Source organism: Streptomyces sp. NPDC001663, from assembly GCF_042893105.1.
Classification (GTDB): Bacteria; Actinomycetota; Actinomycetes; order Streptomycetales; family Streptomycetaceae; genus Streptomyces.
Genome location: NZ_JBIAUR010000003.1, coordinates 334,149 through 359,416, shown reverse-complemented (window position 1 = coordinate 359,416; position 25,268 = coordinate 334,149). Strand labels below are relative to the sequence as shown.

The following is a 25,268-nucleotide window of genomic DNA, read 5'->3' as shown; positions in this document are numbered from 1 at the left end:
GTTCGTTCCGTGATCGCCGTCGTCCGGATCCTGCTCCGCCGGATCGCCCTGCTCGTGCCGCTGATGCTCGGCATCGTGCTGTTCGTGTTCCTGGTGATGCGCTTCTCGGACGTCGACCCGGCGTCCGCGTTCTTCCAGGGCGCGAACCCCACCCCGCAGCAACTGCACGACTTCCGCGAGCAGAACGGCCTGCTGGACCCGCTGCCCGTGCGCTACGCCCACTTCGTCGGCGACCTGCTCCACGGCGACATGGGCACCAGCGCGCTGACCCGCGCCCCGGTGATCGACCAGGTCACCACCGCGCTGCCGCTCACCCTCCAACTCACCTTTCTGGGCCTGGCGATCGCGGTCGTGCTGTCCCTGGTCGGCGGGGTGACGGCGGCGATCTACCGGGACCGGCTGCCCGACCAGATCATCCGCGTCGTCTCGCTCACCGGTGTCGCGGCCCCCGGCTTCTGGCTGGCGCTGCTGATGATCCAGTACCTGGCGGTCGACCTGGGCTGGTTCCCGACGGGCGGTTACATCAATCCGGCCGACTCCTTCACGGGCTGGCTCAAGACCATGACCCTCCCGGCGCTGGCGTTGTCCCTTCCGGTGGCGGCCCAACTCACCCGCATCGTGAGGACATCCGTGGTCGAGGAGCTGGACAAGGACTACGTCCGCACGGCGATCGGCAGCGGGCTGCCGCCGCGGGTGGTGGTGGGCCGCAACGTGCTCAGGAACGCACTGATCAATCCGCTTACCGTCCTTGGCCTGCGCGTCGGCTATCTGCTCGGCGGCGCGGTCGTCATCGAGACGATCTTCTCCCTCCCGGGCATGGGCAAGCTGATGATCGACGCCGTGAAGAACGGGGACCCGGCCGTCGTCCAGGGCGTGGTCCTGACGACCGCGACCGGTTTCGTCGTCGTCAACCTCGTCATCGACGTCCTCTACCTGCTGGTCAACCCGCGACTGAGGGATGCGACCGCATGATCACGCAGTTCACCCGCAAGAGCCTCACCGAGGCGCTGTCCCGCCCCGGCGTCCGCCTCCGCGGCTGGCGCCGGCTGCCGCTGCTGTCGAAGATCGCCGTGTGCTTCCTGGCCGTCGTGGTCCTGACGGCCCTGCTCGCACCGCTTCTCGCACCGCACGACCCGCTCGACCAGCAGGTCCCCGTCGATGGCACCGGGCACCCGTCCGCCGAGCACTGGATGGGCCAGGACAGCCTCGGCCGGGACATCCTCAGCAGGCTGATGTACGGCGCCCGCTGGTCGCTGGCGATCGGCCTCGGCGCGACGGGGCTCGCGCTGGTCGTGGGAGCACTGATCGGTGCGGTCGCGGCCACCTCCCGCAAGGGCGTCGACGAGACGCTGATGCGCTGTCTGGACGTGGTGATGGCGTTCCCCGGCATCGCGCTCGCGGCCGTCCTGGTGGCCGTGTTCGGCGGCGGGATCACGGTCCTGATCTGCGCGATCGCGTTCCTGTTCACCCCGCCGGTGGCAAGGGTCGTACGGGCCAACGTACTTGACCAGTACGGCGAGGACTATGTGACGGCGGAACGGGTGATCGGCGCGCGGACGCCTCATATCGTGCTGCGTCACGTGGCGATCAACTGCGCGGCTCCCGTCCTCGTCTTCTGCACGGTGCAGGTCGCCGAGGCGATCGTCTTCGAGGCGTCGCTGTCCTTCATCGGGGCGGGTGTACGGCCGCCCGACCCGTCGTGGGGCAGTGTCATCGCGGACGGCAAGAACATGGTGCTGACCGGGGGCTGGTGGGCCACCGTCTTTCCCGGGCTGCTGATGCTGGTGACCGTACTGTCGCTGAACATCCTGTCGGAGGGCGTGTCGGACGCATGGGCGGCACCCGTGGCGCGGGAGGTGGCGGCGCGGGACGAGGACGACCGGCTTCAGGCGCCTGAGCCGGGGGGAGGGGAGGTGCTGCAGTTGCCTGGCCTGACGGCGACGGCCGCGCGGTTGCGTGCCCGGGCCCGCCCCCTCCCCCAGGGACAACAACCGGTACTGGCAGTCGAGAACCTTGCCATCGGCTTCGAGGGCCGGCACGGCGGCGTGGACATCGTCGACGGGATCAGCTTCGAGGTGCGGGCCGGTGAAGTCCTGGGGCTGGTCGGCGAGTCGGGCTGCGGAAAGTCGCTCACCGCGCTGGCGATCATGGGACTGGCACCAAAGGGTGCCCGGATCCGCGGCCAAGTCCGCTTCCATCAGCGGGAGTTGCTGGCGGAGCCCATGCGGGTGCGCCGCAAGCTTCTCGGCCACGAGATGGCGATGATCTATCAGGACGCGCTGTCGTCCCTCAACCCGGCGATGACGATCCGCGCCCAGCTGAAGCAGGTCGTACGGCGCGGAGGCCGCCGCACGCCCGCCGAGTTGCTGACGATGGTCGGCCTCGACCCCGACCGCACCCTGCGCAGCTATCCGCACGAGCTCTCCGGCGGCCAGCGCCAGCGCGTCCTGATCGCCATGGCGCTGTCCCGCGACCCGATGCTGATCGTCGCCGACGAGCCGACGACGGCACTCGACGTCACGGTGCAGGCTCAGGTGATAGAGCTTCTGCTGCGCCTGCGCGAGGAGTTGGGCTTCGCGCTGATCCTCGTCTCGCACGACCTGGCGCTGATCGCGGACGTCACCGACCGGGTGGTGGTGATGTACGGCGGGCAGATCGTGGAGACGGGTGCGACAGCCGACCTGGTGGAGTCGCCGGCCCACCACTACACGCGCGGCCTGCTGGGCAGCGTGCTGTCGCTGGAGTCGGCGGCCGAGCGGATGACGCAGATCAGGGGTGTGGTGCCCTCCCCCGCGGACTTCCCGGCGGGCTGCCGCTTCGCCGACCGCTGTCCCCTCGCGACCGACGTCTGCCGTACGACCCCACCCGACCTGCTGGGCACACCGACGCACACGGCGGCCTGCCACCACCCGGCGGTCGACCTCGTGACGTCGGAGTCGGAGGCCGTGAAGTGAACGCGATCGTCGAGCTGTCCGGCGCCCATGTCGTCCACAAGGCGCGCAGCGGCGGCCTGTTCAGGCGGGACAGGGTGTACGCCCTGACCGGCGCCGACCTCACCGTCGCGCCCGGCGAGACGGTCGGCGTCGTCGGCGAGTCCGGGTGTGGCAAGTCGACGCTGGCGAAGGTGCTGGTGGGCGTGGAACGGCCGACGTCAGGCACGGTGTCCTTCCAGGGCCGCGACCTGTGGTCGATGCCGCCCGCCGAGCGCCGGTCCGCCGTCGGCGGCACCACCGGCATGATCTTCCAGGACCCGTCGACGGCCCTGAACCGCCGCCTGCCGGTACGGCATATCCTGCGCGATCCGCTGGACGTGCACGAGCGGGGCACGAGGCCTCAACGGGAAGACCGGGTACGGGAGTTGATGTCGCTGGTGGGCCTCCCGCGCGCGCTGACCGACGCACTGCCGGGCCAGCTGTCGGGCGGCCAGCGCCAACGGGTCGCCATCGCAAGGGCGTTGGCGCTCGACCCCGACCTGGTGGTGGCGGACGAGCCGACGAGCGCGCTGGACGTCTCGGTCCGCGCCCAGATCCTCAACCTCCTCCTGGACCTCAAGGAACGCCTGGGCCTGGCGCTGGTCTTCGTCTCGCACGACATCCAGACGGTACGGCGGATGAGCGACCGCGTGATCACCATGTACCTGGGCCGGATCGTCGAGGAGTCCCCGGCCGCGGACGTCACGGACCGCGCCCGGCACCCGTACACCCGCGCGCTGTTCTCGGCCACCCCCGGCCTCCTGCACCCCATCGCCCCCATCCCCCTGACCGGCCCGGTCCCGTCGGCGACCCGCCCGCCGAGCGGCTGCCCGTTCCGTACGCGGTGCTGGAAGGCGGACGAGGCGTGCGCGTCGGAGATGCCGGACTTTTCGGCCGTGTCACCCGCCGGACACCGCTTCCGCTGCCACCATCCTGTGGAGGAGGACCAGTCGACCCAGGACCTCGTACGCCAGAGCCATCCCACGGAGCCCTCATGACCTTCGCCGCCCCGCTGACCGGTGTCGTCCCGCCCGTCTGCACGCCCCTGACACCGGACCGCGAGGTGGACGTCCCCTCCCTGCTCAGGCTGGTCGACCATCTGGTGGCGGGCGGGGTGGACGGGCTGTTCGTGCTGGGTTCGTCGTCGGAGGCGGCGTATCTGCGCGACGGGCAGCGGAGGCTGGTGGTGGAGTCGGTGGCCGCCCATGTGGCAGGCCAACTCCCCGTTCTGGCCGGGGCGATCGACATGGCGACGCCGAGGGTGCTGGACCATGTGGCGTCGGTGACGGCGGCGGGCGCGGACGCGGTGGTGGTGACGGCGCCGTTCTACGCGCGCACCCATCCCGCCGAGATCGCCCGCCACTTCCGGCTGATCGCGGCCGCCTCGCCGGTGCCGGTGATCGCGTACGACATCCCGGTCGCCGTCCACACGAAGCTCCCCGCGGACGTCGTCCTCACGCTCGCCGCCGAGGGCGTCCTCGCCGGGCTCAAGGACTCCAGCGGTGACCTGGCCGCCTTCCGCGAGGTCGTCACCGGCGCCCGCACCCGCCCCGACATCACCGACTTCAGCGTGCTGACCGGCTCGGAACTGGTCGTCGACTCCGCCCTCGCGCTCGGCGCCGACGGAGCGGTGCCGGGCCTCGCCAACGTCGACCCGCACGGCTACGTCCGCCTCGACCGCCTCTGCCGGGCCGGCGACTGGGAGCGGGCCCGGGCCGAACAGGAGCGGCTGTGCGCCCTGTTCGGCATGGTGGGCGTCGGGGACCCGGCACGCATGGGCGGCAGCTCCTCGGCTCTCGGGGCCTTCAAGGCGGCGCTGCACCTGCGGGGCGTCATCGGCTGTCCGGCGACGGCGGAACCCCAGGTGCCGCTGTCGCCGGAAGAGGTGGAGAAGGTCGGCAAGTTCCTCGCCGCCGCCGGGCTGCTCTAGAACTCCTCCGCCGGCAACCGGCGGAACTCGATCGTCTCGTACGTGCCCGCCACCCCCGTCTCGTACAGGATCCCGGCCGTGTGCCGGCCGAGCTGCACCAGGTCGGAGTAGGCGGCCGGCTGCGGCGAGAGCGTCATTGCCTTGGTGAAGGTCGCCCCGCCGTCCGTGCTGCTCCAGATCGCCATCGCCCGGCGGGCGGTCGGCACGGACGGGCCGGAGAAGAGCAACGGGGCGTCCGTACCGCCGAGTTGGAGGACGCTGCCCTCGACCACCGGGACGTCGTCGAGCGTGGGCTGCACGGCGTAGGGGCGGTCGAGGGTTTGGCCGCCGTCGCTGGAGTAGGTGTCGAGACGGTTGCCGACGCTGGTGCCGTTCTGGTCGCGTGAGCTGAAGTAGAGGCGGCCGTCGGGGAGTTGGGCGGCGGTGGATTCGTTGGCGTTGTCGTGGCCGTCGTGCGAGTCGTCCACGAAGCCGAGGTGCCAGGTGCGGCCGCCGTCGTCGCTGTAGATGGCGTGGGCGCCGTAGTACTTGGCCTCCTGGCCGGTGTCGGAGGAGCCGGCGGGCGGGGCCGCGGAGTAGTTGGCGGGGACGACCAGCCGGCCGGCGTGCCGGCCACGGGTCAGCGCGACCGCGTGGCCCGGTCCCGTCGCGTACCACCGCCAGTTCGCCGGCTTCACCTCCGCGGTGATGTCCCGCGGCGGTGTGAAGTGCCGCCCGTCGTCCCAGCTGCGCTGTACGAACACCCGCCGGCTCTGCTCCGGCGTGACCTCGCCCCGCATGATCTGCGCCTCGGTGACGGCACCGCTGTTGTAGGAGGTGACGAGGACGACCGCGCCGGTGCGCGGGTCGACGACGGGGGCGGGGTTGCCGCGGGTGTTCCCGTCCCCGGCGGCGACGACCCGCATCGGCCCCCAGGTGCAGCCGCCGTCGCCGGAGCGTCTGAGGACGACGTCGATGTGGCCGGTGTCGCCGGCCCCGTTGTGGCGGCCCTCGGCGAAGGCGAGCACCGTGCCCCGGCCGGTCGTGACCGTCGCCGGAATGCGGTAGGTGTCGTAGCCGCCCTCCCCCGATACGTACGGCACGGAGGAGGTGCAGCCGGTGGCGGCGGAGGCGTGCGCGGTCGCGGTGAGGGGGGCGAGGAGCGCGATGGTGACGAGGAGTGTGCGGCTCAGGAGGGTCACGAGCCCATGGTTCCCGGAGTCACCAGTCCCGACTCGTAGGCCACCATGACCAGCTGCGCCCGGTCCCGCGCCCCCAGCTTCCCCATGATCCGGCTGACGTGGGTCTTCGCCGTCAGTGGGCTGAGGTCCAACACGTCCGCGATTTCGGCGTTGTTGAGACCCCGCGCCACCAGTGCCAGCACCCCCCGCTCCCGGTCGGACAGGCACTCGGGACCGCCCGTGGCAGGCGTCGACGGGCTGCGCAGGAACCGCTCGATCAGCCTTGCCGTGGGCCCCGGCGAGAGCAGGGCCTCGCCCGCCGCCACCGTACGGATGGCATCCAGGAGTTCGGCCGGACGGGTGTCCTTGACGAGGAAGCCGGAGGCCCCCGCCCGCAGCGCCTCCACGATGTTCTCGTCGGTGTCGTACGTGGTGAGGACCAGCACCCGCACACCCGCCAGGTCCTCGTCCGCGGCGATCAGCCGGGTCGCCTCGATGCCGTCCAGATCCGGCATACGGATGTCCATCACCACCAGGTCGGGCCGCTCCCCACGGGTCAGCTCCACCGCCTCCCGGCCGGTGCCCGCCTGCCCGACGACCTCCATGTCCCGCGCCGACTCGACGAGCATGGCGAACGCGGCCCGCACCAGGGTCTGGTCGTCGGCGAGCAGTACGCGGATGGTCATCCGGTCCCTTCCAGAGTCACCGTCTTCTCCTGAACGGTCGTCAGCGGCAGTACGGCCGTCACCTCGAAGCCGCCTCCCGCCCGCGGCCCGGCGTCGAGTGTGCCACCCACGCTGCGGGCCCTCTCCCGCATGCCGACGAGCCCGAAGCCGGGCGCGGTGCCGGGGGTCGGGCCGGTGCCGTCGTCGGTGACGGACAGCCGCAGGGCGCCCTGCTCCTCGTACAGCTCGACCCGTACGGCCGGTTCGGGGCCGGCGTGCCGTACCGCGTTGGTCAGCGCCTCCTGCACGATGCGGTACGCGGCGGCGCCGACGGCGGGCGGCGCCTGCCCCACCCGTACGGTCTGCTCGACGCGGGCTCCCGCGAGGCGGGCGGCCTCCACCAGGTCGGGCAGTCCGTCGAGGCCGGGGAGCGGGCCGCGGCCGTCGCCGAGTTCGGAGGCGCGCAGCACCTCCAGGGTGGTGCGCAGTTCGCCGCGCGCGGTGCGGCAGGTGTCGGCGATGTCGTCCAGCGCCTTCGCGACCGTCTCCCGGTCCAGGCGCTCGGGGTCGGCGGCCAGGACGTGCGCGGCGACCGAGGTCTGGACGCCGATGAGGGTGATGGTGTGCGCGAGCAGGTCGTGCAGGTCGCGGGCGATGCGCAGACGTTCCTCGGCGACCCTGCGCCGCGCCTCCTCCTCCCGGGTGCGTTCGGCGCGCACGGCGCGCTCGACGATCGAGGCCACGTACTGACGGTAGTAGCGGACGTCGACGCCGAAGAAGAGCACGGCGATCACCCAGCCGGAGACCCGCAGCAGCTCGATGGCCTGGTGGGTGCTGACGGTGAGCATCACGCTCGTGGAGATGCCGAGGACGGCGACGCCCGTGAGGATCGTGCGCAGGGGGCGGCCGGTGACGGCGAGCGTGTAGAGCGCGACGTACGAGACCGGGAGGGGGGCGAGATGGTTGTTGTCCAGGGCGTGGTAGGGCGCGACCAGCACCACCGTCGTCGCCACCACGAGCAGCGGACGGCGCCGCCGCCACACGATCGGTACGTGGGCGGCGAGCAGCAGTGTCCAGCCGAGGGCGTCCGGGCGGCGGCTCTGGTCGGTGAACAGCGCCAGGCACACGGCCGCCACCGCGAGGACGGCGGCCAGGATCGCGTCGTTGCGGGTGCCGTGCGGGGCGGTGCGGGGGTCGCGGTTGACCACCGCCATGATCCGCTCGCCCCGGCGCGGTCGCGTCACTGTCGTCGTCTCCTGCACAGGGTTCATCTTCCGCGCTTCACACGGGCTCCGGCTGCCGTTCGCGCCGCTCGGGCTGCGGCGCCCGCGACAGCCGGCCCGGCCACCACACCCGGCGCTTCAGCAGCACACTCGCCGTCGTCACCAGATACGTCCGCACGAGGAAGGTGTCCAGCAGCACCCCGACCGCGATCACGAACCCGAGCTCGACCAGCCCCACCAGCGGCAGCGTGGTCAGCACGGCGAAGGTGGCGGCGAGCACGACTCCCGCGGAGGCGATGACCCCACCCGTCGTCCGCAGCGCGGTGAGCGCCGCGGCCTCCGGCTCGGCGCCCGCGACGGACTCCTCGCGCATGCGGTGCATGAGGAAGATGCCGTAGTCGACACCGAGGGCCACGAGGAAGACGAAGGACAGCAGCCCGAGCCCGGAGTCCGTGCCCTCGAAGCCCAGCACCGGCCCGAACACCAGCCCGCCGATGCCCAGTGCCGCGCCCCACACCGCGACCACGGCGACCAGCAGCATCAGCGGCGCGACCAGACTCCGCAGCAGTCCTACGAGGATCACGAACACGGCGGCCAGGACGAGCGGCACGACCACCTCGCGGTCCCGGGCCTGACTGTCCGCCAGGTCGATCTGCTGGGCGCTGGGTCCGCCTACATAGGTGCCGTAGGTGTCGTCGAGCCCGGCGCGCAGGGCCTCGATGGACCTCGTCTCGCCCGGTGTCTCGGGGGCGGCGGTGGCGTACACGGAGATCTCGGTCCAGCCGGAGCCGGTGCGGCCGGTCGCCGCGCGGGCGACCCCGTCCGTCGTACGGGCCTCGGCGAGAACGGCGCCGGCCTTGTCGGCGGGGGCGATGACCGTGATGGGCTGGCTGCTCTGCCCGGGGAAGGCGCGGGCGAGGGTCTGGCCGGCGGAGATCGACTCGGGCCTCTCGGTGAAGGAGTCCTCCTGCTTGAGGGTGCCGGGGAGGTTGAAGGCACCGAGGGCGAGCGCGCCGAGGAGCACGGCTCCGCCGACGAGCACGGTGACCGGACGGCGGGCGGCCGAACTGCCCATCGCCGAGAACAGCGACCGTCGTGCCCTGGGTTCGCTGCCGAAGGCCGGGATCAGCGGCCAGAAGACCCGGCGGCCGAGCAGGACGAGCAGGGCCGGCAGCAGCGTCGTCATCGCGACCAGCGCCGCCAGTACGCCCACCATGCCGACCGGACCCATGCCGCGGCTGCTGTTGAGGTCGGCGGCGAGCAGGCACAGCAGCCCGGCGGCGACGGTGCCGGAGGAGGCGAGGACCGCCGGGCCGCAGCCGCGCAGGGCGGCCCGCATGGCCTCGTACGGGCGCTCGTGGCGCCGTAGTTCCTCGCGGTAGCGGGAGATGAGCAGGAGCGCGTAGTCGGTGCCCGCGCCCAGCACGAGGACGGTCATCACGCCGCCGCTCTGGCCGGTGATGGTGACGCCGAACAGCTCATGCAGGCCGTACCCGGCGGCCATCGCCATCCCGGCCGCGACCCCGGCGACGGCGAGCGGCACCAGCCACAGGAAGGGGCTGCGGTAGATGAGGACGAGCAGCGCGGTGACGACGCCGAGGGTGGCGTAGAGCAGGGTGCCGTCGATGGTGCCGAACACCTTGCTCATGTCGGTGTTGAGAGCACCCGGCCCGCCGACCTCGACGCTCAGCCCCGAGCCGCCGTTCGCGATGTCGCGCACGCCGTCGACGAAGGCGTCACGCGCCTTGTCGTCCTGGCCGGGCTGGGTGCTGGAGACGGGGTACATGAGGGTGCTGCCGTCGCGGGACGGGACCGCCTTGGGGTCGGACGTCAGCTTGTACGTCGTCCCGATGTCGGCGACCTGCTCCTCGGCCTTCTGCTTGTCGGCGGTGCTGAGCCCGCCGTCACGGTGGTAGACGAGCACCAGGTCGGTCGCCTCGCCACCGGGCATCCGGTCCTGGATGCGGGCCACTTGGGTCGAGTCCGCGCTGTCGGGAAGGTAGTCGACGGACCGGTTCTGCTGTACGTCGGAGAACTTCCCGGCGAACGGTCCGGCGAGCACGAGCGCGGCCAGCCACAGGCCGAGCACCACCCAGGGCACGGCACGCCGTCCTCGCGTTCGTGTCGTTGCGGCCCCCATGGTCGGGCCTCCCTCCGGTCGGGTGTCTGGGTCGATTCCAGACTCCCGGCACGAAAGGGCGGCTTCGTCGGGCGTGAGGGCGAGGTGCGGGGTACTGCCGCGGGTGGTCCGGCGGCGGCGTTACTCCCGTGGGAGTAACGCCGGGATCAGGACGGCGTACGCGCCGCCGCCAGCAGCCTGCTCACGTCGTCCGCGCAGATGGTCAGGGCGGCGCCCACCGTGGACAGGACGTCGCGTTCGGCGGGGGTGTACGGGCCGTCGGCCAGGGCGATGCGGGCGCCCTGGAGCAGGATCGACTCGCGGCCCACCGGGGCGAGGTGCGGGGCGAGTGGGTCGAGGGCCTCGTGCAGCTCTATGGCGAGTCCGGCGCCGCAGGACTGGCCGTACGCCCGCCCGGTGTCCGCGGCCAGGGCCTCGACGAGCGCGGCCAGCTGTTCCTCCGTGCAGTCGTCGAAGCCGGCCGCGCGGACCGTGCCCGCGGCGGACTCCAGGGCCGTACGGGAACAGGTGCCGCCCGCGGCCAGCACCGCGAGGGCGACCGTGTGGACGGCGTCGCGGAGCATCGCGGAGAAGCGGGTGGTGGTGGGGTGGTCGAGGGCGTCGGTGCCGAAGTGGCGGCGGCAGGCCGCGCATTCGACGACCGGGCCGGTCTCGCCGCGCGGCAGGACCGGGACGCCGAGGAGGGTGAAGCGGCGACGGCCCGTCAGTCGCTGGTAGTTGCGGTCGCCTCCGCAGCCCGGGCAGAAGAACTCGCCGTCCCCGACGGGCGTCCACGCGGTGCGGGTGCCCAGGAAGCGCGCAGGCCTGGCCGCTCGGCCGTTTCGTCCCCGTACTGGCAGCACGTCGCACCTCCTTAACACCGCGGCAACATCGCAGCGGTGTCCGTGATGTTAGCCACATCAATGAGGCGTAGTCAGCACCCTGGACGAGACCTTTCCGTGACCTCCACGAACAAGTGGCCGATAAACGACGGGGCCCTGGCCGCCGTATACGGCGGCCAGGGCCCCGAAATGCCCGGTCAGAAGGGTCAGCGGGCGGCTCGGTTGACCGCTGAGACAACCGCCTTCAGGGACGCACGCGTCGTGTTCGCGTCGATGCCGATTCCCCACAGAACCTTGTCGTCGATCGCGCATTCGATGTACGAGGCGGCCTGCGCGGAGGCGCCCTCGCTCATCGTGTGCTCCTGGTAGTCCAGCAGCCGGGCGTCCACTCCGACCTTCTGCAGGGCGTCGAAGAAGGCCGAGATCGGGCCGTTGCCCGTGCCGGTCAGGACGGTGTCCTCGCCGTCGACCGTCGCCTCGACCCGCAGTGTGTCCACGCCGTCGGTGTCGGTGGTCGACTGGCCGTTGCGGACCTGGATACGGCCCCAGGGGTTCTCCGGGTTCGGCAGGTACTCGTCCTGGAAGACCGCCCAGATGTCGCCGCCGGTGACCTCGCCGCCCTCGGCGTCCGTCTTCGCCTGGATGATCTTCGAGAACTCGATCTGCATCCGGCGGGGCAGGTCCAGCTTGTGGTCGTTCTTCAGGACGTAGGCGATACCGCCCTTGCCGGACTGCGAGTTGACGCGGATGACGGCCTCGTAGGAGCGGCCGACGTCCTTCGGGTCGATCGGCAGGTACGGGACCGCCCACTCGATGTCGTCGACCGTGACGCCCTTCGCCTTCGCGTCGGCCTCCATGGCGTCGAAGCCCTTCTTGATGGCGTCCTGGTGGGAGCCGGAGAAGGACGTGTAGACCAGGTCGCCCACGTACGGGTGGCGCGGGTGGACCTCCATCTGGTTGCAGTACTCCCACACGCGACGGATCTCGTCGATGTCGGAGAAGTCGATCTGCGGGTCGACGCCCTGGGAGAAGAGGTTCATGCCCAGGGTCACCAGGTCGACGTTGCCGGTGCGCTCGCCCTGGCCGAACAGGCAGCCCTCGACGCGGTCGGCGCCGGCCATCAGGGCCAGCTCGGCGGCGGCGACGGCGGTGCCGCGGTCGTTGTGCGGGTGGATCGACAGGCAGACGTGCTCGCGGCGGGACAGGTTGCGGCCCATCCACTCGAAGCGGTCGGCGTGCGTGGAGGGGGTCGAACGCTCAACCGTGGCAGGCAGGTTGAGGATGATCTCGCGGCCCGGGCCGGGCTGCCAGACGTCCATGACCGCCTCGCAGACCTCCAGCGCGAAGTCCAGCTCGGTGTCGGTGAAGATCTCGGGGCTGTACTGGTAGCCGAACTCCGTCTCGGGGCCCAGCAGCTTCTCGGCGTACTCCATGACCAGCCGCGTGCCGTCGACGGCGATCTGCTTGATGTCGTCCTTGGAGCCGCGGAAGACCACGCGGCGGAAGACGGGAGCCGTGGCGTTGTACAGGTGGACGGTCGCGCGCTTGGCGCCCTTGATGGACTCCACGGTCCGCTCGATCAGGTCCTCGCGGGCCTGGGTCAGTACGGAGATGGTGACGTCGTCGGGGATCGCGCCAGGCTCCTCGACGATGGAGCGTACGAAGTCGAAGTCGGTCTGGCCGGAGGCCGGGAAGCCGACCTCGATCTCCTTGTAGCCCATCTTGACCAGCTGGTCGAACATCCGGCGCTTGCGCTCGGGCGACATCGGGTCGATCAGGGCCTGGTTGCCGTCACGCAGGTCGGTGGAGAGCCAGCGGGGTGCGGTGGTGATCCGCCGCTCGGGCCAGGTGCGGTCGGGAATGTCGACCTGCTCGTACCGGCCGTACTTGTGGATCGGCATGCTGCTGGGCTGCTGGCGGTTCGCCATGATGACTCGGGCTCCTCAGGGTGTCCGGAAGGACGGCCGACGACGCAACGCCAAGCTCCGCGGGGAGGGAGTCGACCTGGACTACAGGCCCTCGCCGCGGCAGCTAAGAAGAAGCAGCCCGAAACGCATGATGCGAAGCATGCTAGCCGAGCCACTCCCCGTGCGGGGCGCCGTATCAGTATGCGGGACCCGAGGGATGAACGGGACAAAAAGTGCGCCATACCACTTCGTCACGGAGCGTGCGGTTCCCTGTCCGTATATTTCACCAATCATGGTTGCGGGTAGTGACACGGTCATGACTCAGTGCAAGGGTGCCGGGCATGACGACCAACGGGGGCTTCGAGCCCGTCTTCTGCACCGTCGTACCGCCACACGTCCTGGACAAGCTGGCACGGAACGACGACCCCGCACTCTCCGGTCCCGCCCAGCGCACCCTGATGCGCGACAGCGAGCTGCGCGGCAGGCGCCGCGTCACGACCGAGTTCGGCCTCGCGGCCGCGCCGTCGGCGAAGGCACCGTCGGACCAGCCGCTGCGCACCATCTACGACGCCGGACACGGGACCGACCTGCCCGGCAGGAAGGTGCGCGCCGAGGGTGCCGACCCGGGCAAGGACGCCACGGTCAACCGCGCATACTCCGGGCTCGGCGCCACCTTCGAGCTCTACCTCAAGGCCTACCAGCGCCACTCGATCGACGGCGACGGGCTGCCCCTGGACGCCACCGTCCACTTCGACGAGAACTACAACAACGCCTTCTGGAACGGCGAGCAGATGGTGTTCGGCGACGGTGACGGCGAGATCTTCCTCGACTTCACCATCCCGATCGACGTCATCGGCCACGAGCTGACCCACGGCGTCACCCAGCACACCGCGAACCTCACGTACTACGGCCAGCCGGGCGCCCTGAACGAGTCGATGTCCGACGTCTTCGGCTCGCTCATCAAGCAGTACACGCTCGGCCAGACCGCCGCCGAGGCCGACTGGCTGATCGGCGCGGGCCTGCTCGCCCCGAGCGTGACCGGCAAGGCGCTGCGCTCCATGAAGGAGCCGGGCAGCGCGTACGACGACGACGTGCTCGGCAAGGACCCGCAGCCCGCGACCATGGACGGCTACGTCCGCACCGGCCGCGACAACGGCGGCGTCCACATCAACTCCGGCATCCCCAACCACGCCTTCTACCTCGTCGCCGAGGCCCTCGGCGGCCACGCCTGGGAGAAGGCGGGACAGATCTGGTACGACGTCCTGACCGGCGGCGAGCTGTCCTCGCAGGCCCTCTTCAACGACTTCGCGAAGCTCACGGTGGCGGCGGCGAAGGCCCGCTTCAACGAGGGCGAGGAGCTCCAGGCCGTACAGAAGGCGTGGGAGCAGGTCGGGGTGCGGATCCTGTAACTCCGTACTAGACAGGGACCCATGCGTATTCAGGTGAGGCGTACGGGTGGGTTCGCCGGCATCGAGCGGCACGCGGAGGTGAACACCTCGGGGCGGCCCGATGCCCTGGAGTGGCACGCCCTGGCCGAACGCGCCCTCGCGTCCGGCCGGGGCACGCCCCCGCTCGGTGTGCCGGACGGCTTCAGCTACGAGATCACGGTGGACGGGAAGACGGTGTACGCGGCCGATCCCCGACTCACGGAGGAACAGCGGAAGTTGATCTCGAGGGTGCTGAAGGAAGGGGCCTGACCGGCAGGGGGCGTAACCGGTTCTTCACGCCTGCCCGTTGACTTCCGTTACCGCGGGTAAGGATGATCCGGCGCATGGCGACTGATCCGCTGCAGGCAGCGAACCCGATTCCGCAGTTCCCGGCCGGATTCCTGTGGGGCGTGTCCACCTCGGCCCACCAGATCGAGGGCGCGGTCGAGGAGCGCGAGCCGTCCGTGTGGGACGCCTTCACCGCCGAGCCGGGGCGGGTGAAGGACGGCTCGACCGCGGCGGTGGCCTGCGACCACTACCACCGCTACCGCGAGGACGTGGCCCTCCTCGCCGGCCTGGGCGTGGACGCGTACCGCTTCTCGATCTCCTGGCCGCGCGTCCGCTCCGAGGGCGGCCTGGACTTCTACGACCGTCTCGTCGACGAGTTGTGCGCGGCGGGCGTGCGCCCGGTCCCGACCCTCTTCCACTGGGACCTGCCAATCTCCCTGGACTGGCTGGAGCGGGACACGGCATCCCGCTTCGCGGAGTACGTTTCGGTGGTCGCCGAGCGGCTGGGCGACCGGGTGCAGAAATGGATCACCCTCAACGAGCCTGCGGAACATACGCTGTTGGGGCACGCACTGGGTGCGCACGCGCCCGGCAAACAGCTGATGTTCGACGCGCTCCCGGTCGCCCACCACCAGCTTCTCGCGCACGGCCTGGCGGTACGGGCCCTGCGCGCGGCCGGCGCCACGGACATCGGCATCGCCAACTCGCACGGCCCGACCTGGCCGGCGTCCGAGGAGACACCGGACGTCGAGGCGGCCGGCTTCTACGACCTGCTGCTCAACCGCCTGTTCGCCGACCCGCTCCTGCTGGGCCAATACCCGGAGGGGATCGGCGACCTGATGCCGGGCGACGTCGAGGCGGACCTGAAGGTCATCGCCGAACCGATCGACTGGTACGGCGTCAACTACTACGCACCGACCCGGGTGGGCGCGCCTCAGGGCGCGGACATCGAGTTCGGCGGCCTGACGATCCCGGCCGAACTCCCCTTCTCCGTAAGGCAGATCGAGGGCGTGCCGGTGACGGACTTCGGCTGGCCCGTGGTCCCGGAAGGCCTGACCGAACTGCTCACCGGCTTCCGCGACCGCTACGGCGACAAGCTCCCGCCCGTCGTCATCACCGAGAACGGCTGCTCGTACGAGGGTCTCGACGACCAGGAGCGGATCGCCTACCTGGACGGGCATCTCCGGGCCCTGCACCGGGCGTCGGAGGCGGGCGTGGACGTGCGCGGGTACTTCGTGTGGTCGCTGCTGGACAACTTCGAGTGGGCGGAGGGGTACGAGCGCCGGTTCGGGCTGGTGCACGTCGACTACGAGACGCAGAAGCGCACGCCGAAGGCCTCGTACGGCTGGTTCCGGGACGTGCTGCGGGCGCAGAGATGACGGCCCCTTCGAGGGCTTCGTCGGAGGCGCTCGCGGAGCCGGCCGAACGGGTCGGCCGCGGCTGGACGGCCTCCCTGTCGCTTGCCAACGGGGCCATCTGGGTGGGCTGGTTCGGCCCGCTGCAGATCCTGCTGGCCTCGCAGGCGAAGGACTTCGCGCCCGGCTCCGGCATGTCCAAGGAGACGATGCTGGCGTGGGTGACGGGGATCGGCGCGGCGGTGTCCCTGGTCGCGAACCCGCTCTTCGGCGCGCTGTCGGACCGGACGACCTCGCGCTGGGGCCGCCGTACACCGTGGATCGTGGTCGGGGCGGCGGGCGGCGCGTTCTCGCTGCTGCTGCTCGCGGGCGCGGGCGGGGTGTGGACGATGGCCGCGGGCTGGTGCCTGGTCCAGCTGACGCTGAACGCGGCCTTCGCGGCCGTGACGGCGGCGGTGCCGGACCGGGTGCCGCGGCTCCAACGGGGCTCGGTGGGCGGCTGGTTGGGGGCCGCGCAGATCCTCGGAGTGGTCGGCGGGACCGGGCTCGCGACGGCGGCGGGGGGCATCGGGGCCGGGTATGCGGCGTGCGCGGTGTTCACGGTGGTCGGGGTGCTGCCGTACGTCCTGCGGTATCCGGACCTGCGACTGACCGACGCGGACCGGCCGGTGTGGGCGTGGCGCGGCTTCCTCGCCGGGTTCTGGCTGAGCCCGCGAAGGTATCCGGACCTGGGCTGGGCCTGGCTGACCCGCTTCCTGATCAACCTCAGCAACGCGCTGGTGCTGCTGTACCTGCTGTACTACCTGCGCGATCGCCTGCACTACGACGACCCCGACGAGGGCGTGCTGATCCTGACCGCGGTGAACGCGCTGACACTGCTCGCGACGGTCGTCGTGGGCGGGGTGTGGTCGGACCGGGTGGGCCGCAGGAAGCCGTTCGTGGTCTGGTCGGGCGTGCTGATGGCGGTGGCGACGGCGGGCCTCGCGGCGTGGCAGACGTGGCCCGGGGCGATCGTCGCGGCGGCGGTGCTCGGGATCGGCTTCGGGGTGTTCACGTCGGTGGACTTCGCGCTGATGACGGACGTACTGCCGAAGGCCCTGGACCGCGGCAAGGACCTGGGCGTGATCAACGTGGCCAACGCCCTGCCCCAGGTGGCGGCGCCCGCCCTCGCCGCACCGATCGTGACGTATCTGGGCGGCTACCGGGTGCTGTACGTGGTGGCCGCCGTGATCGGGTTGGCGGGGGCGGTGCTGGTGGGGCGGATCAGGGGGGTCGACTAGCTCATCACAGCGCGCCTGCGTCCCGGGCCGCGTAGACCGACGGATAGAGCGGCCGGTAGCCCAGCTCGCGGCGGATGCGCTCGGTGGACATGATCACGAGCCACGGGTCGGGATCGGTGCGGTCCTGGAGTTCGGCGGGGACCTCCGCCCCGTTGAGCTGGTGCAGTTCGACCGCCGTGACGGGGGCGTCGTCGGCGATGTTGTAGATCCGGCCGGCGATCCCCGGTGCGTGCAGGATGCGCAGCAGGCCCTGGGCGACGTCCACGTGATGGCCCATGTGCAGCCGCTGGGTGGCCGCCCAGTTCCTGGCCCACATCAGCGACTGCGCGAGGTGCGGATCGCCCTCGCCGTAGACGAAGGGGAGCCGGCCGACACGTACGTCCATGCCGTCCATCGCGAGCAGCTCCCGCTCGGCCGCGGCCTTCGACTCGGGGTAGGCGCCCCACATCGCGCCGCCGGGCCGGCTCTCGTCCTCCTCGGTCACCGGGCGGCCCCGTCCGACGCCGTACACCAGGCCCGTGCTGACCTGCACGAAGCGCCGTACACCGGAGGCGAGCGCGGCACGGCCCAGTTCGACGGCCGCGTCCCGGTTGACGGCCCGGGCCTCCTCGTCCGGCACCCCGCGGAAGGCCGCCGCGATGTTGATGACGGCGTCCGCCCCGGCCACCGCCTTGCCGAGTGCCTCGACGTCGCGCAGGTCGCCGACGACGACCTGGGCGCCCAGCTCGGCGAACGGTTCTCCGCGCGCCGCGTCGCGCACCAGCACCCGTACCTCCTCGCCGGGTTGCCGCTGGGCCAGCAGCCTCGGCACGAAGCGCCGTCCGACCTGTCCCGTGGTACCGGTCACCAATGTCAGCATGTTCTGCTCCTCTCGTTGCCGACCAGCTTTGGTCGGCGGCGCGGGGAGCGGGAGAGACCTCCCGATCGGGGGATCGACAGTCCCTGGATAAGCCGGACGGCCTCCCGCACGCTGGAGGGGTGAACCGAGCCGAACTCGCCGACTTCCTGCGCCGTGGCCGTGCCCGCCTGGACCCGTCCGACGTGGGGCTGGCGCCGGGTGCCCGGCGCCGCACCCCGGGCCTGCGCCGCGAGGAGGTGGCGCAGCTGGCCGGCATGTCGGTCGACTACTACACCCGGCTGGAACAGTCCCGGGGCCCGCGCCCGTCCCGCCAGATGCTCACGGCACTGGCCCGCGCGCTGCGGCTGACGGACGACGAACGGGACCACCTGTTCCACCTGGTGGGCGAGGAGCCGCCGCGCCACGGGACCGTGTCCGATCACGTACGCCCGGGCCTGCTCCTGGTCCTGGACCGGCTGCACGACACCCCGGCGTCGGTGGTGAGCGACTGCGGTGAGGTGCTGGCCCAGAACGCGATGTCCCGGGCGCTGAGCGGGGACGCGTTCGCCCGCCCGCCCCGGGACCGCAACATGCTGCGCCGCTTCTTCCTGGACCCGGCGGCACGGGACCTGTTCCCGCCGGAGGACGTGGCGGAGCACGCGCGGGCCCATGTGGCCAACCTGCGGGCGGTGGCGGCCGCGCGTCCCGACGACCCGGAACCGGCCGCGCTGGTGGCCGAACTACGGGCGGGGAGCGAGGAGTTCGAGCGACTGTGGGCCGAGCACGAGGTGGCGGTGCGCCGCCGGTCGACGAAACGCTTCCGGCACCCTCTGGTGGGCCTCCTGGAGCTGGACTGCGAGATCCTCCTGAACCAGGACGACCACCACTCCCTCATCATCCACACGGCCCGCCCGGGGACGGAGTCGCACGAACGCCTGCAGCTGCTGCGGGTGGTGGGCCTGCAGGACATGTCCCCGCAGGGAGCGACCCCTTAGAACCCCAGCTTCCGCAACTGCCGGGGATCCCGCTGCCAGTCCTTGGCGACCTTGACGTGGAGGTCGAGGAACACGGGGGTCCCGAGCAGTGCCTCGATCTGCTTCCGTGACTTGATGCCGACCTCCTTCAGGCGCTTGCCCTTGGGGCCGATGATGATGCCCTTCTGGCTGGGGCGCTCGATGTAGACGAAGGCGTGGATGTCGAGGAGGGGCTTGTCGGCGGGGCGGTCCTCGCGGGGGAGCATCTCCTCGACGACGACCGCGATGGAGTGCGGGAGCTCGTCACGGACGCCCTCGAGCGCGGCCTCCCGGATCAGTTCCGCGATCATGACCTGCTCGGGCTCGTCGGTGAGATCGCCCTCGGGATAGAGGGCGGGCCCCTCCGGGAGGAGCGGGACGATCAGGTCGGCCAGCAGGTCCACCTGCTTGTCGCCGACCGCCGACACCGGCACGATCTCCGCCCACTCGAAGCCGAGCTCCTTGCCGAGCTGGTCGATCGCGATGAGCTGCTCGGCGAGCGTCTTGCCGTCCACGAGGTCGGTCTTGGTGACGATCGCGATCTTCGGCGTCTTCTTGATCGACGCCAGCTCCTTCGCGATGAAGCGGTCACCGGGACCGAGCTTCTCGTTCGCGGGCAGACAGAACCCGATCACGTCGACCTCGGCCCAGGTGGTGCGCACGACGTCGTTGAGCCGCTCCCCCAGCAGCGTGCGCGGCTTGTGCAGCCCAGGGGTGTCGACCAGGATCAGCTGGGCGTCCTCCCGGTGCACGATCCCCCGTACCGTGTGCCGCGTCGTCTGCGGCTGGTTCGCGGTGATCGCCACCTTCTGCCCGACCAGAGCGTTCGTGAGGGTGGACTTGCCCGCGTTGGGGCGGCCCACGAAGCAGGCGAAGCCGGCGCGGTGGGGTGCCTCGGACGGCTCGGATGACTGACTGCGAACGCTCATGCCGCCCATTCTCCCTGATCCAAAGAGCCCCGCCGTACAACCGAGCGATCACCGAGCGATCGCCGTCCACCCTGTGAGATTCAGGAAACCTCCACGCAACGAAACATCACGGAAACACGCACGTGCACATCCGGAAACGCGTGACGGTGAGCCTCTGACGAGCCCCCACCTGGTTGGAGACGACCGTGACCCTCGCCGCAGCGCACGTAGACACAGGTGACACCGCCTGGCTGCTCGCCGCCACCGCCCTCGTCCTGTTGATGACCCCGGGCCTGGCCCTCTTCTACGGCGGCATGGTCCGCACGAAGAGCGTCCTCAACATGCTGATGATGAGCTTCGTGTCGATCGCCCTGGTCACGGTGGTGTGGCTGGCCGCGGGCTACTCGCTCGCCTTCGGCGACGACATCGGCGGCGGGCTCGTCGGCGGGCTGAAGCACGCCGGGATGGCGGGCCTCGGGCCCGACAGCGTGCAGGGCACCGTCCCCACCCTCCTCTTCGCCACCTTCCAGCTCACCTTCGCGATCATCACCGCCGCCCTCATCAGCGGCGCGATCGCGGACCGCGTGAAGTTCGGCGCCTGGCTGGTCTTCGTCCCCGTCTGGGCGCTGCTCGTATACGTTCCCGTCACCCACTGGGCTGGGGCCCCGGCGGCTGGATCGCGAACCGCCTCGGCGCCCTCGACTTCGCCGGCGGCCTCCCCGTCGAGATCACCTCCGGCGCCTCGGGACTGGCGTTGTGCCTGGTCGTCGGCCCGCGGCTCGGCTTCAAGAAGGACGCGATGCGCCCGCACAACCTGCCCATGGTGATGCTGGGCGCGGGCCTGCTGTGGTTCGGCTGGTTCGGCTTCAACGCCGGGTCCGCCCTCGGCGCCAACGGCCTCGCCGCGGCCGCCTTCCTCAACACCCTCGCCGCCGGCTGCACCGGCCTGCTCGGCTGGCTCTTCGTCGAGCAGAAGCGCGACGGCCACCCCACCACCCTGGGCGCCGCGTCCGGCGCGGTCGCGGGCCTGGTCGCGATCACGCCGTCCTGCGGCTCGGTCTCCCTCCTCGGCGCCCTGGTCGTCGGCCTCGCCGCCGGTGTCGTCTGCTCGTACGCCGTGAGCTGGAAGTTCAAGCTCAATTACGACGACTCGCTCGACGTCGTCGGCGTCCACCTGGTCGGCGGCATCATCGGCACCCTGCTCATCGGAGTCTTCGCACAGAAGGCGATGACCGGCTCCGCCGAGGGCCTCCTCTACGGCGGCGGGCTCGCCCAGCTCGGCAAGCAGGCCGTGGCCGTGGTCGTCGTGGCGGCGTATGCCTTCCTCGTGACGTACGGCATCGGCAAGCTGATCGACAAGGCGATGGGCCTGCGCGCCGGCGAGGAGCAGGAGCACACCGGCCTGGACCTTACGGTGCACGCCGAGACCGCATACGATCACGGCGTCCTGGGCCACGGCGCCCCGGTCTCGTCCTCCGTCCTCTCCCCCGCGCAGAAGGTCCAGAGCCAGGCATGAAGCTCATCACCGCGATCGTCAAGCCCTACCGCCTCGACGAGGTGAAGACCGCCCTCCAGGAACTCGGCGTGCACGGTCTGACCGTGACCGAGGCCAGCGGGTACGGCCGGCAGCGCGGCCACACCGAGGTGTACCGCGGCGCCGAGTACCAGGTCGACCTCGTCCCCAAGGTCCGCATAGAGGTCGTCGTCGAGGACGCGGACTCGGACGCCGTGATCGACGCGATCGTCAAGGCCGCACAGACGGGGAAGATCGGGGACGGGAAGGTGTGGGCCGTGCCGGTCGAGACGGTCGTACGGGTACGGACGGGAGAGCGCGGGCCCGACGCGCTCTGACCACGAGGACCACTCCTACGACCGCCACCGCCAGGAGCACCAGCGCCGCCAGCCACGGCAGCGCGAAGAACGACGCGCTCTGCGAGTTCCGCGTGTCCGTCGCGCTGGCCGTCAACGTGACGTCGCCCCAGTCGAGTTGGGGTGCGCCGCGCCACGGCTCGGTGAGGTGGACGCGCTGGCCGGGCAGCAGCTCGGAGGGGATGCGGGAGAGGTCGCGGGACAGGAGCGTACGGCCGAAGAGGCCCTCCGCGCGCAGCTCCACCTTCGGGTTCAGGGTGACGTTTCCGGTGTTGTGCAGGGTGTAGGAGATCGTCGCCGTGCTGTCGCCGAGGCCGGGGACGAGCGGCTGGTGGTGGACGACGTGGACGTTCTCGACGGCGATCGCGGGGAGGGTCGGGCCGCCGACGCGGAGGTAGACGCGGGCGGCGACGGCGCGCTGGACGCCGAGTGCGAGTGAGCCGTTCCCCTGGTCGATCCGTTCGTCGAGGGCCACCACAGCGCCCGGGTGGTCGCCGGGTTCGGCGCCCTGGGGCACGTCCAGCGTGAAGGGGACGGTGACCTTGCCGTGCGGCGGGACGGTCACGCGGGACTTGGCGGGCTTGGCCCAGGCACCCACGCCCCGCTGCTTCTCCTTCACGGTCTTCACGGCGAAACCGCCGTCCCGCGGGGTGTTGTACGCGTCGGCCGCGTACAGCCGGAAGGTCAGCGGCTTCCCGGTCTTGTTGGCGACGACCACCTTGTCCTCGATGGTCGTCCCGGGATCGGCGGAGAGGTAGAAGTACGGGCGGGCGGCGACCTTGGAGGAGACGGGGTAGACGGACCAACTGCCGTTGTCGGCGGCCTGAGCGGGCGTGGGTACGGCCAGGCTCGCGAGGAGCAGGCCCAGGAGGAGGACGTAGAGCTTTCTCATGGGTGCGGACCCCCACGGGTACGGATGGACGGGCGGGTGCGGACGCCCGTACGGTCAGCTGAGCGTGAGGGTCAGGACGCCGGAGTACGCGCCCGGGGGCGTGAACGCCGGTACGTCCAGGGAGAGTTGGGCATCGGCGGTGAACTCGCCGCCGGTCAGCGTGCCGTTGGGCGTGGACGCCAGGGTCGCGCCCGAACTGCCCACCGTGCCCGCCGAACCCGCCTGACAGGTGCTCGGACTGCCCGCCTTGGTGGCACAGGCAGGGGTCCAACTCAGCTTCCCCGCATCGATCTTGGCGCCGGGACCGGTGAAGTCGGTGACCTTGCCGGTCAGGGACCAGCCCGCGGGTCCGCCGCGGAAGTCCTTGACGGTGACGGCGTTCAGGGCGCCGGCCGAGGCCCCGCCCCGGCCGAAGTCGACCGCCGACAGGGCCACGGAGTCCCCGGCCTGGGACATCGACAGCGTGCCCGCCTTCACGGTCGTCGTCAGCTTCTGACTGCCGTCGGGAACGGGGGTGTTGTCGTTGACGACGTAGGCCGCGGGCCCGGCGCCCTTGTCGGCGCTCCACGCACTCCCCTCGTACGCCACCACACCCGTCGTCGTCTTGTCGTTGACGACGAGTGAGCCGCTGAAGGAGCCGTCGGTGCCGGCGGTGACGGTCGCCGTGTCCGCGGTCTGGGTGCCCCCGGAGCGTCCGGCGAGGGTGACGGTCGCGCCCGCCGTGAAGTTGCTGCCGTTGACGGTGACGCTGTCACCGGCGTTCCCGGAGGCCGAACCCAGCGAGATGGCACGGTTGTTGACCGGGGTGGCGTCCGTCGCGGTGATCGTCTCGGAGACCGGGGCGGGCGGGTTGGTCACCGTGCAGGGGGTGTCCAGCTCGAGGATGTAGCTGGTGTGGATGTTGTAGTCGCCGGGCGAGAGCTTGATCGAGCCGGCCGCGGTGACCTTGAAGGTGCCGGTCATGGAGAACGACGGGAAGGCGCCGTTGCCCGGCACCGGATCGTTCTTCTTGGGACCGGCGACCGTGACGTCACCGGTCTGCGCACCGCCGAGCGTGACCTTGCCGGTGGGCGTCATGATGTCGGCCGGCAGGGCGATGGCGGTGGGATTGCTGGCGGCGGGCTTGACCACCGTGTAGGTCACGGTGACCGTGTCGCCGACCTTCGGACTGGTGTTGTCCACCGAGACATTGGCGGTGGTCGTGCCGTCGATCGGCGGGATGCCCGCGACCGCGGGCGGGATGCAGTGCGTGGCGAAGTCCACGTTCGTGGACGCGGCGCCGGCCGGACAGGCCAGCGCGCCACCCGCGGTGACCGCGAGCGCGGCCGCCCCGAGCAGCGACGCCCAGCGGCGTCTTCGGGTTGTCGGAACCATGGGTGTGCCCCCTCTCTACTGCGCGCACTGGGGGCATTGATGTGTGGATTGCGTGAGAAGTCAATGGAGACGCCGCAACTGAACTGATGGACCGTCAGTTTCACAGGTTCGCGAACTGACGGTCCACACAGGCGAGTTCGTGCCGCGGCTCAGTCGAAGACGAACGGTCCGGGCGACTGCAGTCCGGTCGCCGTGCAGGTGACGGTGATCCCGAGGACGGTCAGCTGCAGCGAGCCGCCGTAGGCCTCAAGGCTGTCGCCGGAGGCGACGGTGCCGTCGAGGGGACCGACGGTGACGGGGTCACCGGCGGCGATCGCGGGGTTCTTCGTCCCGCTGAAGACGCTGGTGCCACCGGTCGTGTTGTTCACGAGGGTGAGCGTGGAGGAGATCGAGTCCTGCGACAGGGCGATCGGCGCCGTGACGGACGACGTGACGGTGATGGTGGCCGCCGTGCCGTCCTGGGTGGCCGTGAGCGTGGCCGCGCCGCTGCCGAAGCTTCCGCAGTCGGCGTTGATCGTCGCCGTGTCGGGGGTGACGGCGAGGGCGCTGGGCGCGAACGCGAGCGAGACGGCCGCGAGGGCCCCCACCGCCATTGCCGCACCCGTACCTGTTCGTTTGGCTCTCATTGGGGATCCGGCTCCCTTCCCGAAGCTGGGAACTGCCATGTGGGGATGGATGGGAGAGGTCCGACCGGGCCGACAGGCGGCGTGGTGCGGTACGCCGCGTGGGGGGTGGCAGGGCGAATCTGACGGTCCGTCGGAACTACCGGTTCCATTGATGCGCGTGGGATGGAGAAACGGCAAGGACGAATTCCGGACGAGTCTGAAGCGGCCGGTTTTCAGCCTGCGGTCACGGTGCTCCGAACCGTGCCGTCGGGCCCTGCGACCAGCACCGGCGTCCGGGCCCCGCCCAGGTCCGCCACCGCAGCTCGGTCCTGGTCGGACGCCGACTCGGCCTCCGTCACCACGGCCGCCGCCTCCAGGGACTTCGCCCCGGACGCCACCGCCATGGCCACCGCGGTCTGCAGCGCGCTCAGCTTCAGCGACGGCAGCTCGACGGTGCCGGCGACATACGTACGGCCGGTGTCGTCCCGTACGGCCGCACCCTCGGGCACGCCGTTGCGGGCCCGCGCGGAACGGGCCAGGGTGACGATCTTGCGGTCCTCGGGATCAAGCGCACTGCTGTCGGTCATGAGCCGAGCATACG

General features: G+C 71.1%; 22 protein-coding genes and 1 pseudogene. 11 read left to right on the top strand and 12 right to left on the bottom strand.

Annotation, left to right across the window (positions count from 1 at the left end; genetic code table 11):
* The first annotated feature begins 9 nt into the window (after positions 1–9).
* From ACFY1L_RS12125 to ACFY1L_RS12110, 4 genes are read left to right on the top strand one after another with little or no spacing between them, the layout of a single operon-like run.
* The gene (locus ACFY1L_RS12125; protein WP_361267698.1) at positions 10–972 is read left to right on the top strand and encodes an ABC transporter permease; all 963 of its coding nucleotides are present in this window, start codon (positions 10–12) and stop codon (positions 970–972) included.
* Positions 969–2,954, top strand: coding sequence for a dipeptide/oligopeptide/nickel ABC transporter permease/ATP-binding protein (locus ACFY1L_RS12120; RefSeq protein WP_388822035.1), 1,986 nt, complete (start codon positions 969–971; stop codon positions 2,952–2,954). Before ACFY1L_RS12125 ends, ACFY1L_RS12120 begins: the two co-directional genes overlap by 4 nt.
* Positions 2,951–3,970, top strand: coding sequence for an oligopeptide/dipeptide ABC transporter ATP-binding protein (locus ACFY1L_RS12115; protein ID WP_388822032.1), 1,020 nt, complete (start codon positions 2,951–2,953; stop codon positions 3,968–3,970). Before ACFY1L_RS12120 ends, ACFY1L_RS12115 begins: the two co-directional genes overlap by 4 nt.
* Entirely contained in the window at positions 3,967–4,902 is a 936-nt protein-coding gene (locus tag ACFY1L_RS12110; RefSeq protein WP_388822029.1) for a dihydrodipicolinate synthase family protein, read from the top strand. Before ACFY1L_RS12115 ends, ACFY1L_RS12110 begins: the two co-directional genes overlap by 4 nt.
* On the opposite strand, the gene ACFY1L_RS12105 is transcribed toward ACFY1L_RS12110, so the two are convergent.
* The 6 genes from ACFY1L_RS12105 to leuA all read right to left on the bottom strand — a co-directional run bounded on the left by ACFY1L_RS12105 (position 4,899) and on the right by leuA (position 12,839).
* Positions 4,899–6,083, bottom strand: a complete 1,185-nt coding sequence (locus tag ACFY1L_RS12105) for an exo-alpha-sialidase (RefSeq protein ID WP_388822026.1) — start codon at positions 6,081–6,083, stop codon at positions 4,899–4,901. The two genes, ACFY1L_RS12110 and ACFY1L_RS12105, sit on opposite strands and share 4 nt — an antisense overlap.
* On the bottom strand, positions 6,080–6,748 hold the full coding sequence (locus ACFY1L_RS12100) for a response regulator (protein WP_388822023.1): 669 nt from the start codon (positions 6,746–6,748) through the stop codon (positions 6,080–6,082). Before ACFY1L_RS12100 ends, ACFY1L_RS12105 begins: the two co-directional genes overlap by 4 nt.
* A complete protein-coding gene (locus ACFY1L_RS12095) occupies positions 6,745–7,998 on the bottom strand; it encodes a sensor histidine kinase (protein WP_388822020.1) in 1,254 nt (417 codons plus the stop codon). Before ACFY1L_RS12095 ends, ACFY1L_RS12100 begins: the two co-directional genes overlap by 4 nt.
* Before the next feature lie 10 nt (positions 7,999–8,008).
* Positions 8,009–10,090 carry an MMPL family transporter gene (locus tag ACFY1L_RS12090; RefSeq protein ID WP_388822017.1) on the bottom strand — a complete coding sequence of 694 codons (2,082 nt, stop codon included), beginning with the start codon at positions 10,088–10,090 and terminating at the stop codon, positions 8,009–8,011.
* A 146-nt stretch (positions 10,091–10,236) separates the two neighbouring features.
* Complete coding sequence (locus ACFY1L_RS12085; RefSeq protein ID WP_388822014.1) at positions 10,237–10,932, bottom strand: TerB family tellurite resistance protein; 696 nt, start codon at positions 10,930–10,932, stop codon at positions 10,237–10,239.
* 185 nt (positions 10,933–11,117) lie between these two features.
* Entirely contained in the window at positions 11,118–12,839 is a 1,722-nt protein-coding gene (leuA, locus tag ACFY1L_RS12080; RefSeq protein WP_388822011.1) for a 2-isopropylmalate synthase, read from the bottom strand.
* Positions 12,840–13,159: 320 nt separating this feature from the next.
* On the opposite strand from leuA, the gene ACFY1L_RS12075 reads away from it, so the two are divergent.
* The 4 genes from ACFY1L_RS12075 (at position 13,160) to ACFY1L_RS12060 (ending at position 17,168) form a co-directional block, all read left to right on the top strand.
* Positions 13,160–14,227: a M4 family metallopeptidase gene (locus ACFY1L_RS12075; RefSeq protein ID WP_388822008.1), complete on the top strand. Its 1,068-nt coding sequence runs from the start codon at positions 13,160–13,162 to the stop codon at positions 14,225–14,227.
* 21 nt (positions 14,228–14,248) lie between these two features.
* Positions 14,249–14,515 (top strand): protealysin inhibitor emfourin, encoded by a 267-nt coding sequence (locus tag ACFY1L_RS12070; protein ID WP_388822005.1) that lies wholly within the window; start codon positions 14,249–14,251, stop codon positions 14,513–14,515.
* A gap of 62 nt (positions 14,516–14,577) precedes the next feature.
* Positions 14,578–15,912, top strand: a complete 1,335-nt coding sequence (locus tag ACFY1L_RS12065; RefSeq protein WP_388822002.1) for a GH1 family beta-glucosidase — start codon at positions 14,578–14,580, stop codon at positions 15,910–15,912.
* Positions 15,909–17,168, top strand: coding sequence for an MFS transporter (locus ACFY1L_RS12060; RefSeq protein WP_388821999.1), 1,260 nt, complete (start codon positions 15,909–15,911; stop codon positions 17,166–17,168). The genes ACFY1L_RS12065 and ACFY1L_RS12060 overlap by 4 nt, the downstream gene beginning before the upstream one ends.
* A 4-nt stretch (positions 17,169–17,172) precedes the next feature.
* Here the strand turns inward: ACFY1L_RS12060 and ACFY1L_RS12055 are convergent, their stop codons facing one another.
* Positions 17,173–18,027, bottom strand: coding sequence for an NAD-dependent epimerase/dehydratase family protein (locus ACFY1L_RS12055; protein WP_388821997.1), 855 nt, complete (start codon positions 18,025–18,027; stop codon positions 17,173–17,175).
* A gap of 119 nt (positions 18,028–18,146) precedes the next feature.
* Here ACFY1L_RS12055 and ACFY1L_RS12050 point away from each other — a divergent pair, with 119 nt between their 5' ends.
* A complete protein-coding gene (locus ACFY1L_RS12050; RefSeq protein ID WP_388821994.1) occupies positions 18,147–19,001 on the top strand; it encodes a helix-turn-helix transcriptional regulator in 855 nt (284 codons plus the stop codon).
* On the opposite strand, the gene era is transcribed toward ACFY1L_RS12050, so the two are convergent.
* On the bottom strand, positions 18,998–19,948 hold the full coding sequence (gene era, locus ACFY1L_RS12045) for a GTPase Era (RefSeq protein ID WP_388821991.1): 951 nt from the start codon (positions 19,946–19,948) through the stop codon (positions 18,998–19,000). The genes ACFY1L_RS12050 and era overlap by 4 nt on opposite strands.
* Before the next feature lie 185 nt (positions 19,949–20,133).
* Here era and ACFY1L_RS12040 point away from each other — a divergent pair.
* Positions 20,134–21,443: pseudogene (locus ACFY1L_RS12040) on the top strand (ammonium transporter).
* Positions 21,440–21,778 carry a P-II family nitrogen regulator gene (locus tag ACFY1L_RS12035; protein ID WP_388821988.1) on the top strand — a complete coding sequence of 113 codons (339 nt, stop codon included), beginning with the start codon at positions 21,440–21,442 and terminating at the stop codon, positions 21,776–21,778. Before ACFY1L_RS12040 ends, ACFY1L_RS12035 begins: the two are co-directional and overlap by 4 nt.
* On the opposite strand, the gene ACFY1L_RS12030 is transcribed toward ACFY1L_RS12035, so the two are convergent.
* The 4 genes from ACFY1L_RS12030 to ACFY1L_RS12015 form a co-directional block, all read right to left on the bottom strand.
* Complete coding sequence (locus tag ACFY1L_RS12030) at positions 21,672–22,688, bottom strand: WxL protein peptidoglycan domain-containing protein (protein WP_388821985.1); 1,017 nt, start codon at positions 22,686–22,688, stop codon at positions 21,672–21,674. The genes ACFY1L_RS12035 and ACFY1L_RS12030 overlap by 107 nt on opposite strands.
* Before the next feature lie 54 nt (positions 22,689–22,742).
* Positions 22,743–24,062: a beta-xylosidase gene (locus ACFY1L_RS12025; protein WP_388821983.1), complete on the bottom strand. Its 1,320-nt coding sequence runs from the start codon at positions 24,060–24,062 to the stop codon at positions 22,743–22,745.
* Positions 24,063–24,211: 149 nt separating this feature from the next.
* A complete protein-coding gene (locus ACFY1L_RS12020; RefSeq protein ID WP_388821980.1) occupies positions 24,212–24,688 on the bottom strand; it encodes a hypothetical protein in 477 nt (158 codons plus the stop codon).
* Positions 24,689–24,900: 212 nt separating this feature from the next.
* Positions 24,901–25,254: a cytidine deaminase gene (locus ACFY1L_RS12015; RefSeq protein ID WP_361267739.1), complete on the bottom strand. Its 354-nt coding sequence runs from the start codon at positions 25,252–25,254 to the stop codon at positions 24,901–24,903.
* Positions 25,255–25,268: the final 14 nt, after the last annotated feature.

What these genes read in the sequence shown, in the direction of transcription:
- ACFY1L_RS12030 (WP_388821985.1), bottom strand. Translation starts at nt 22,688, where the DNA reads ATGAGAAAGCTCTACGTCCTCCTCCTGGGCCTGCTCCTCGCGAGCCTG.
- ACFY1L_RS12075 (WP_388822008.1), top strand. Translation starts at nt 13,160, where the DNA reads ATGACGACCAACGGGGGCTTCGAGCCCGTCTTCTGCACCGTCGTACCG.
- ACFY1L_RS12120 (WP_388822035.1), top strand. Translation starts at nt 969, where the DNA reads ATGATCACGCAGTTCACCCGCAAGAGCCTCACCGAGGCGCTGTCCCGC.
- ACFY1L_RS12035 (WP_388821988.1), top strand. Translation starts at nt 21,440, where the DNA reads ATGAAGCTCATCACCGCGATCGTCAAGCCCTACCGCCTCGACGAGGTG.
- ACFY1L_RS12100 (WP_388822023.1), bottom strand. Translation starts at nt 6,748, where the DNA reads ATGACCATCCGCGTACTGCTCGCCGACGACCAGACCCTGGTGCGGGCC.
- ACFY1L_RS12055 (WP_388821997.1), bottom strand. Translation starts at nt 18,027, where the DNA reads ATGCTGACATTGGTGACCGGTACCACGGGACAGGTCGGACGGCGCTTC.
- ACFY1L_RS12070 (WP_388822005.1), top strand. Translation starts at nt 14,249, where the DNA reads ATGCGTATTCAGGTGAGGCGTACGGGTGGGTTCGCCGGCATCGAGCGG.
- ACFY1L_RS12090 (WP_388822017.1), bottom strand. Translation starts at nt 10,090, where the DNA reads ATGGGGGCCGCAACGACACGAACGCGAGGACGGCGTGCCGTGCCCTGG.
- ACFY1L_RS12025 (WP_388821983.1), bottom strand. Translation starts at nt 24,062, where the DNA reads ATGGTTCCGACAACCCGAAGACGCCGCTGGGCGTCGCTGCTCGGGGCG.
- ACFY1L_RS12020 (WP_388821980.1), bottom strand. Translation starts at nt 24,688, where the DNA reads ATGAGAGCCAAACGAACAGGTACGGGTGCGGCAATGGCGGTGGGGGCC.
- ACFY1L_RS12110 (WP_388822029.1), top strand. Translation starts at nt 3,967, where the DNA reads ATGACCTTCGCCGCCCCGCTGACCGGTGTCGTCCCGCCCGTCTGCACG.
- ACFY1L_RS12065 (WP_388822002.1), top strand. Translation starts at nt 14,578, where the DNA reads ATGATCCGGCGCATGGCGACTGATCCGCTGCAGGCAGCGAACCCGATT.
- ACFY1L_RS12015 (WP_361267739.1), bottom strand. Translation starts at nt 25,254, where the DNA reads ATGACCGACAGCAGTGCGCTTGATCCCGAGGACCGCAAGATCGTCACC.
- ACFY1L_RS12060 (WP_388821999.1), top strand. Translation starts at nt 15,909, where the DNA reads ATGACGGCCCCTTCGAGGGCTTCGTCGGAGGCGCTCGCGGAGCCGGCC.
- era (WP_388821991.1), bottom strand. Translation starts at nt 19,948, where the DNA reads ATGAGCGTTCGCAGTCAGTCATCCGAGCCGTCCGAGGCACCCCACCGC.
- ACFY1L_RS12095 (WP_388822020.1), bottom strand. Translation starts at nt 7,998, where the DNA reads ATGAACCCTGTGCAGGAGACGACGACAGTGACGCGACCGCGCCGGGGC.
- leuA (WP_388822011.1), bottom strand. Translation starts at nt 12,839, where the DNA reads ATGGCGAACCGCCAGCAGCCCAGCAGCATGCCGATCCACAAGTACGGC.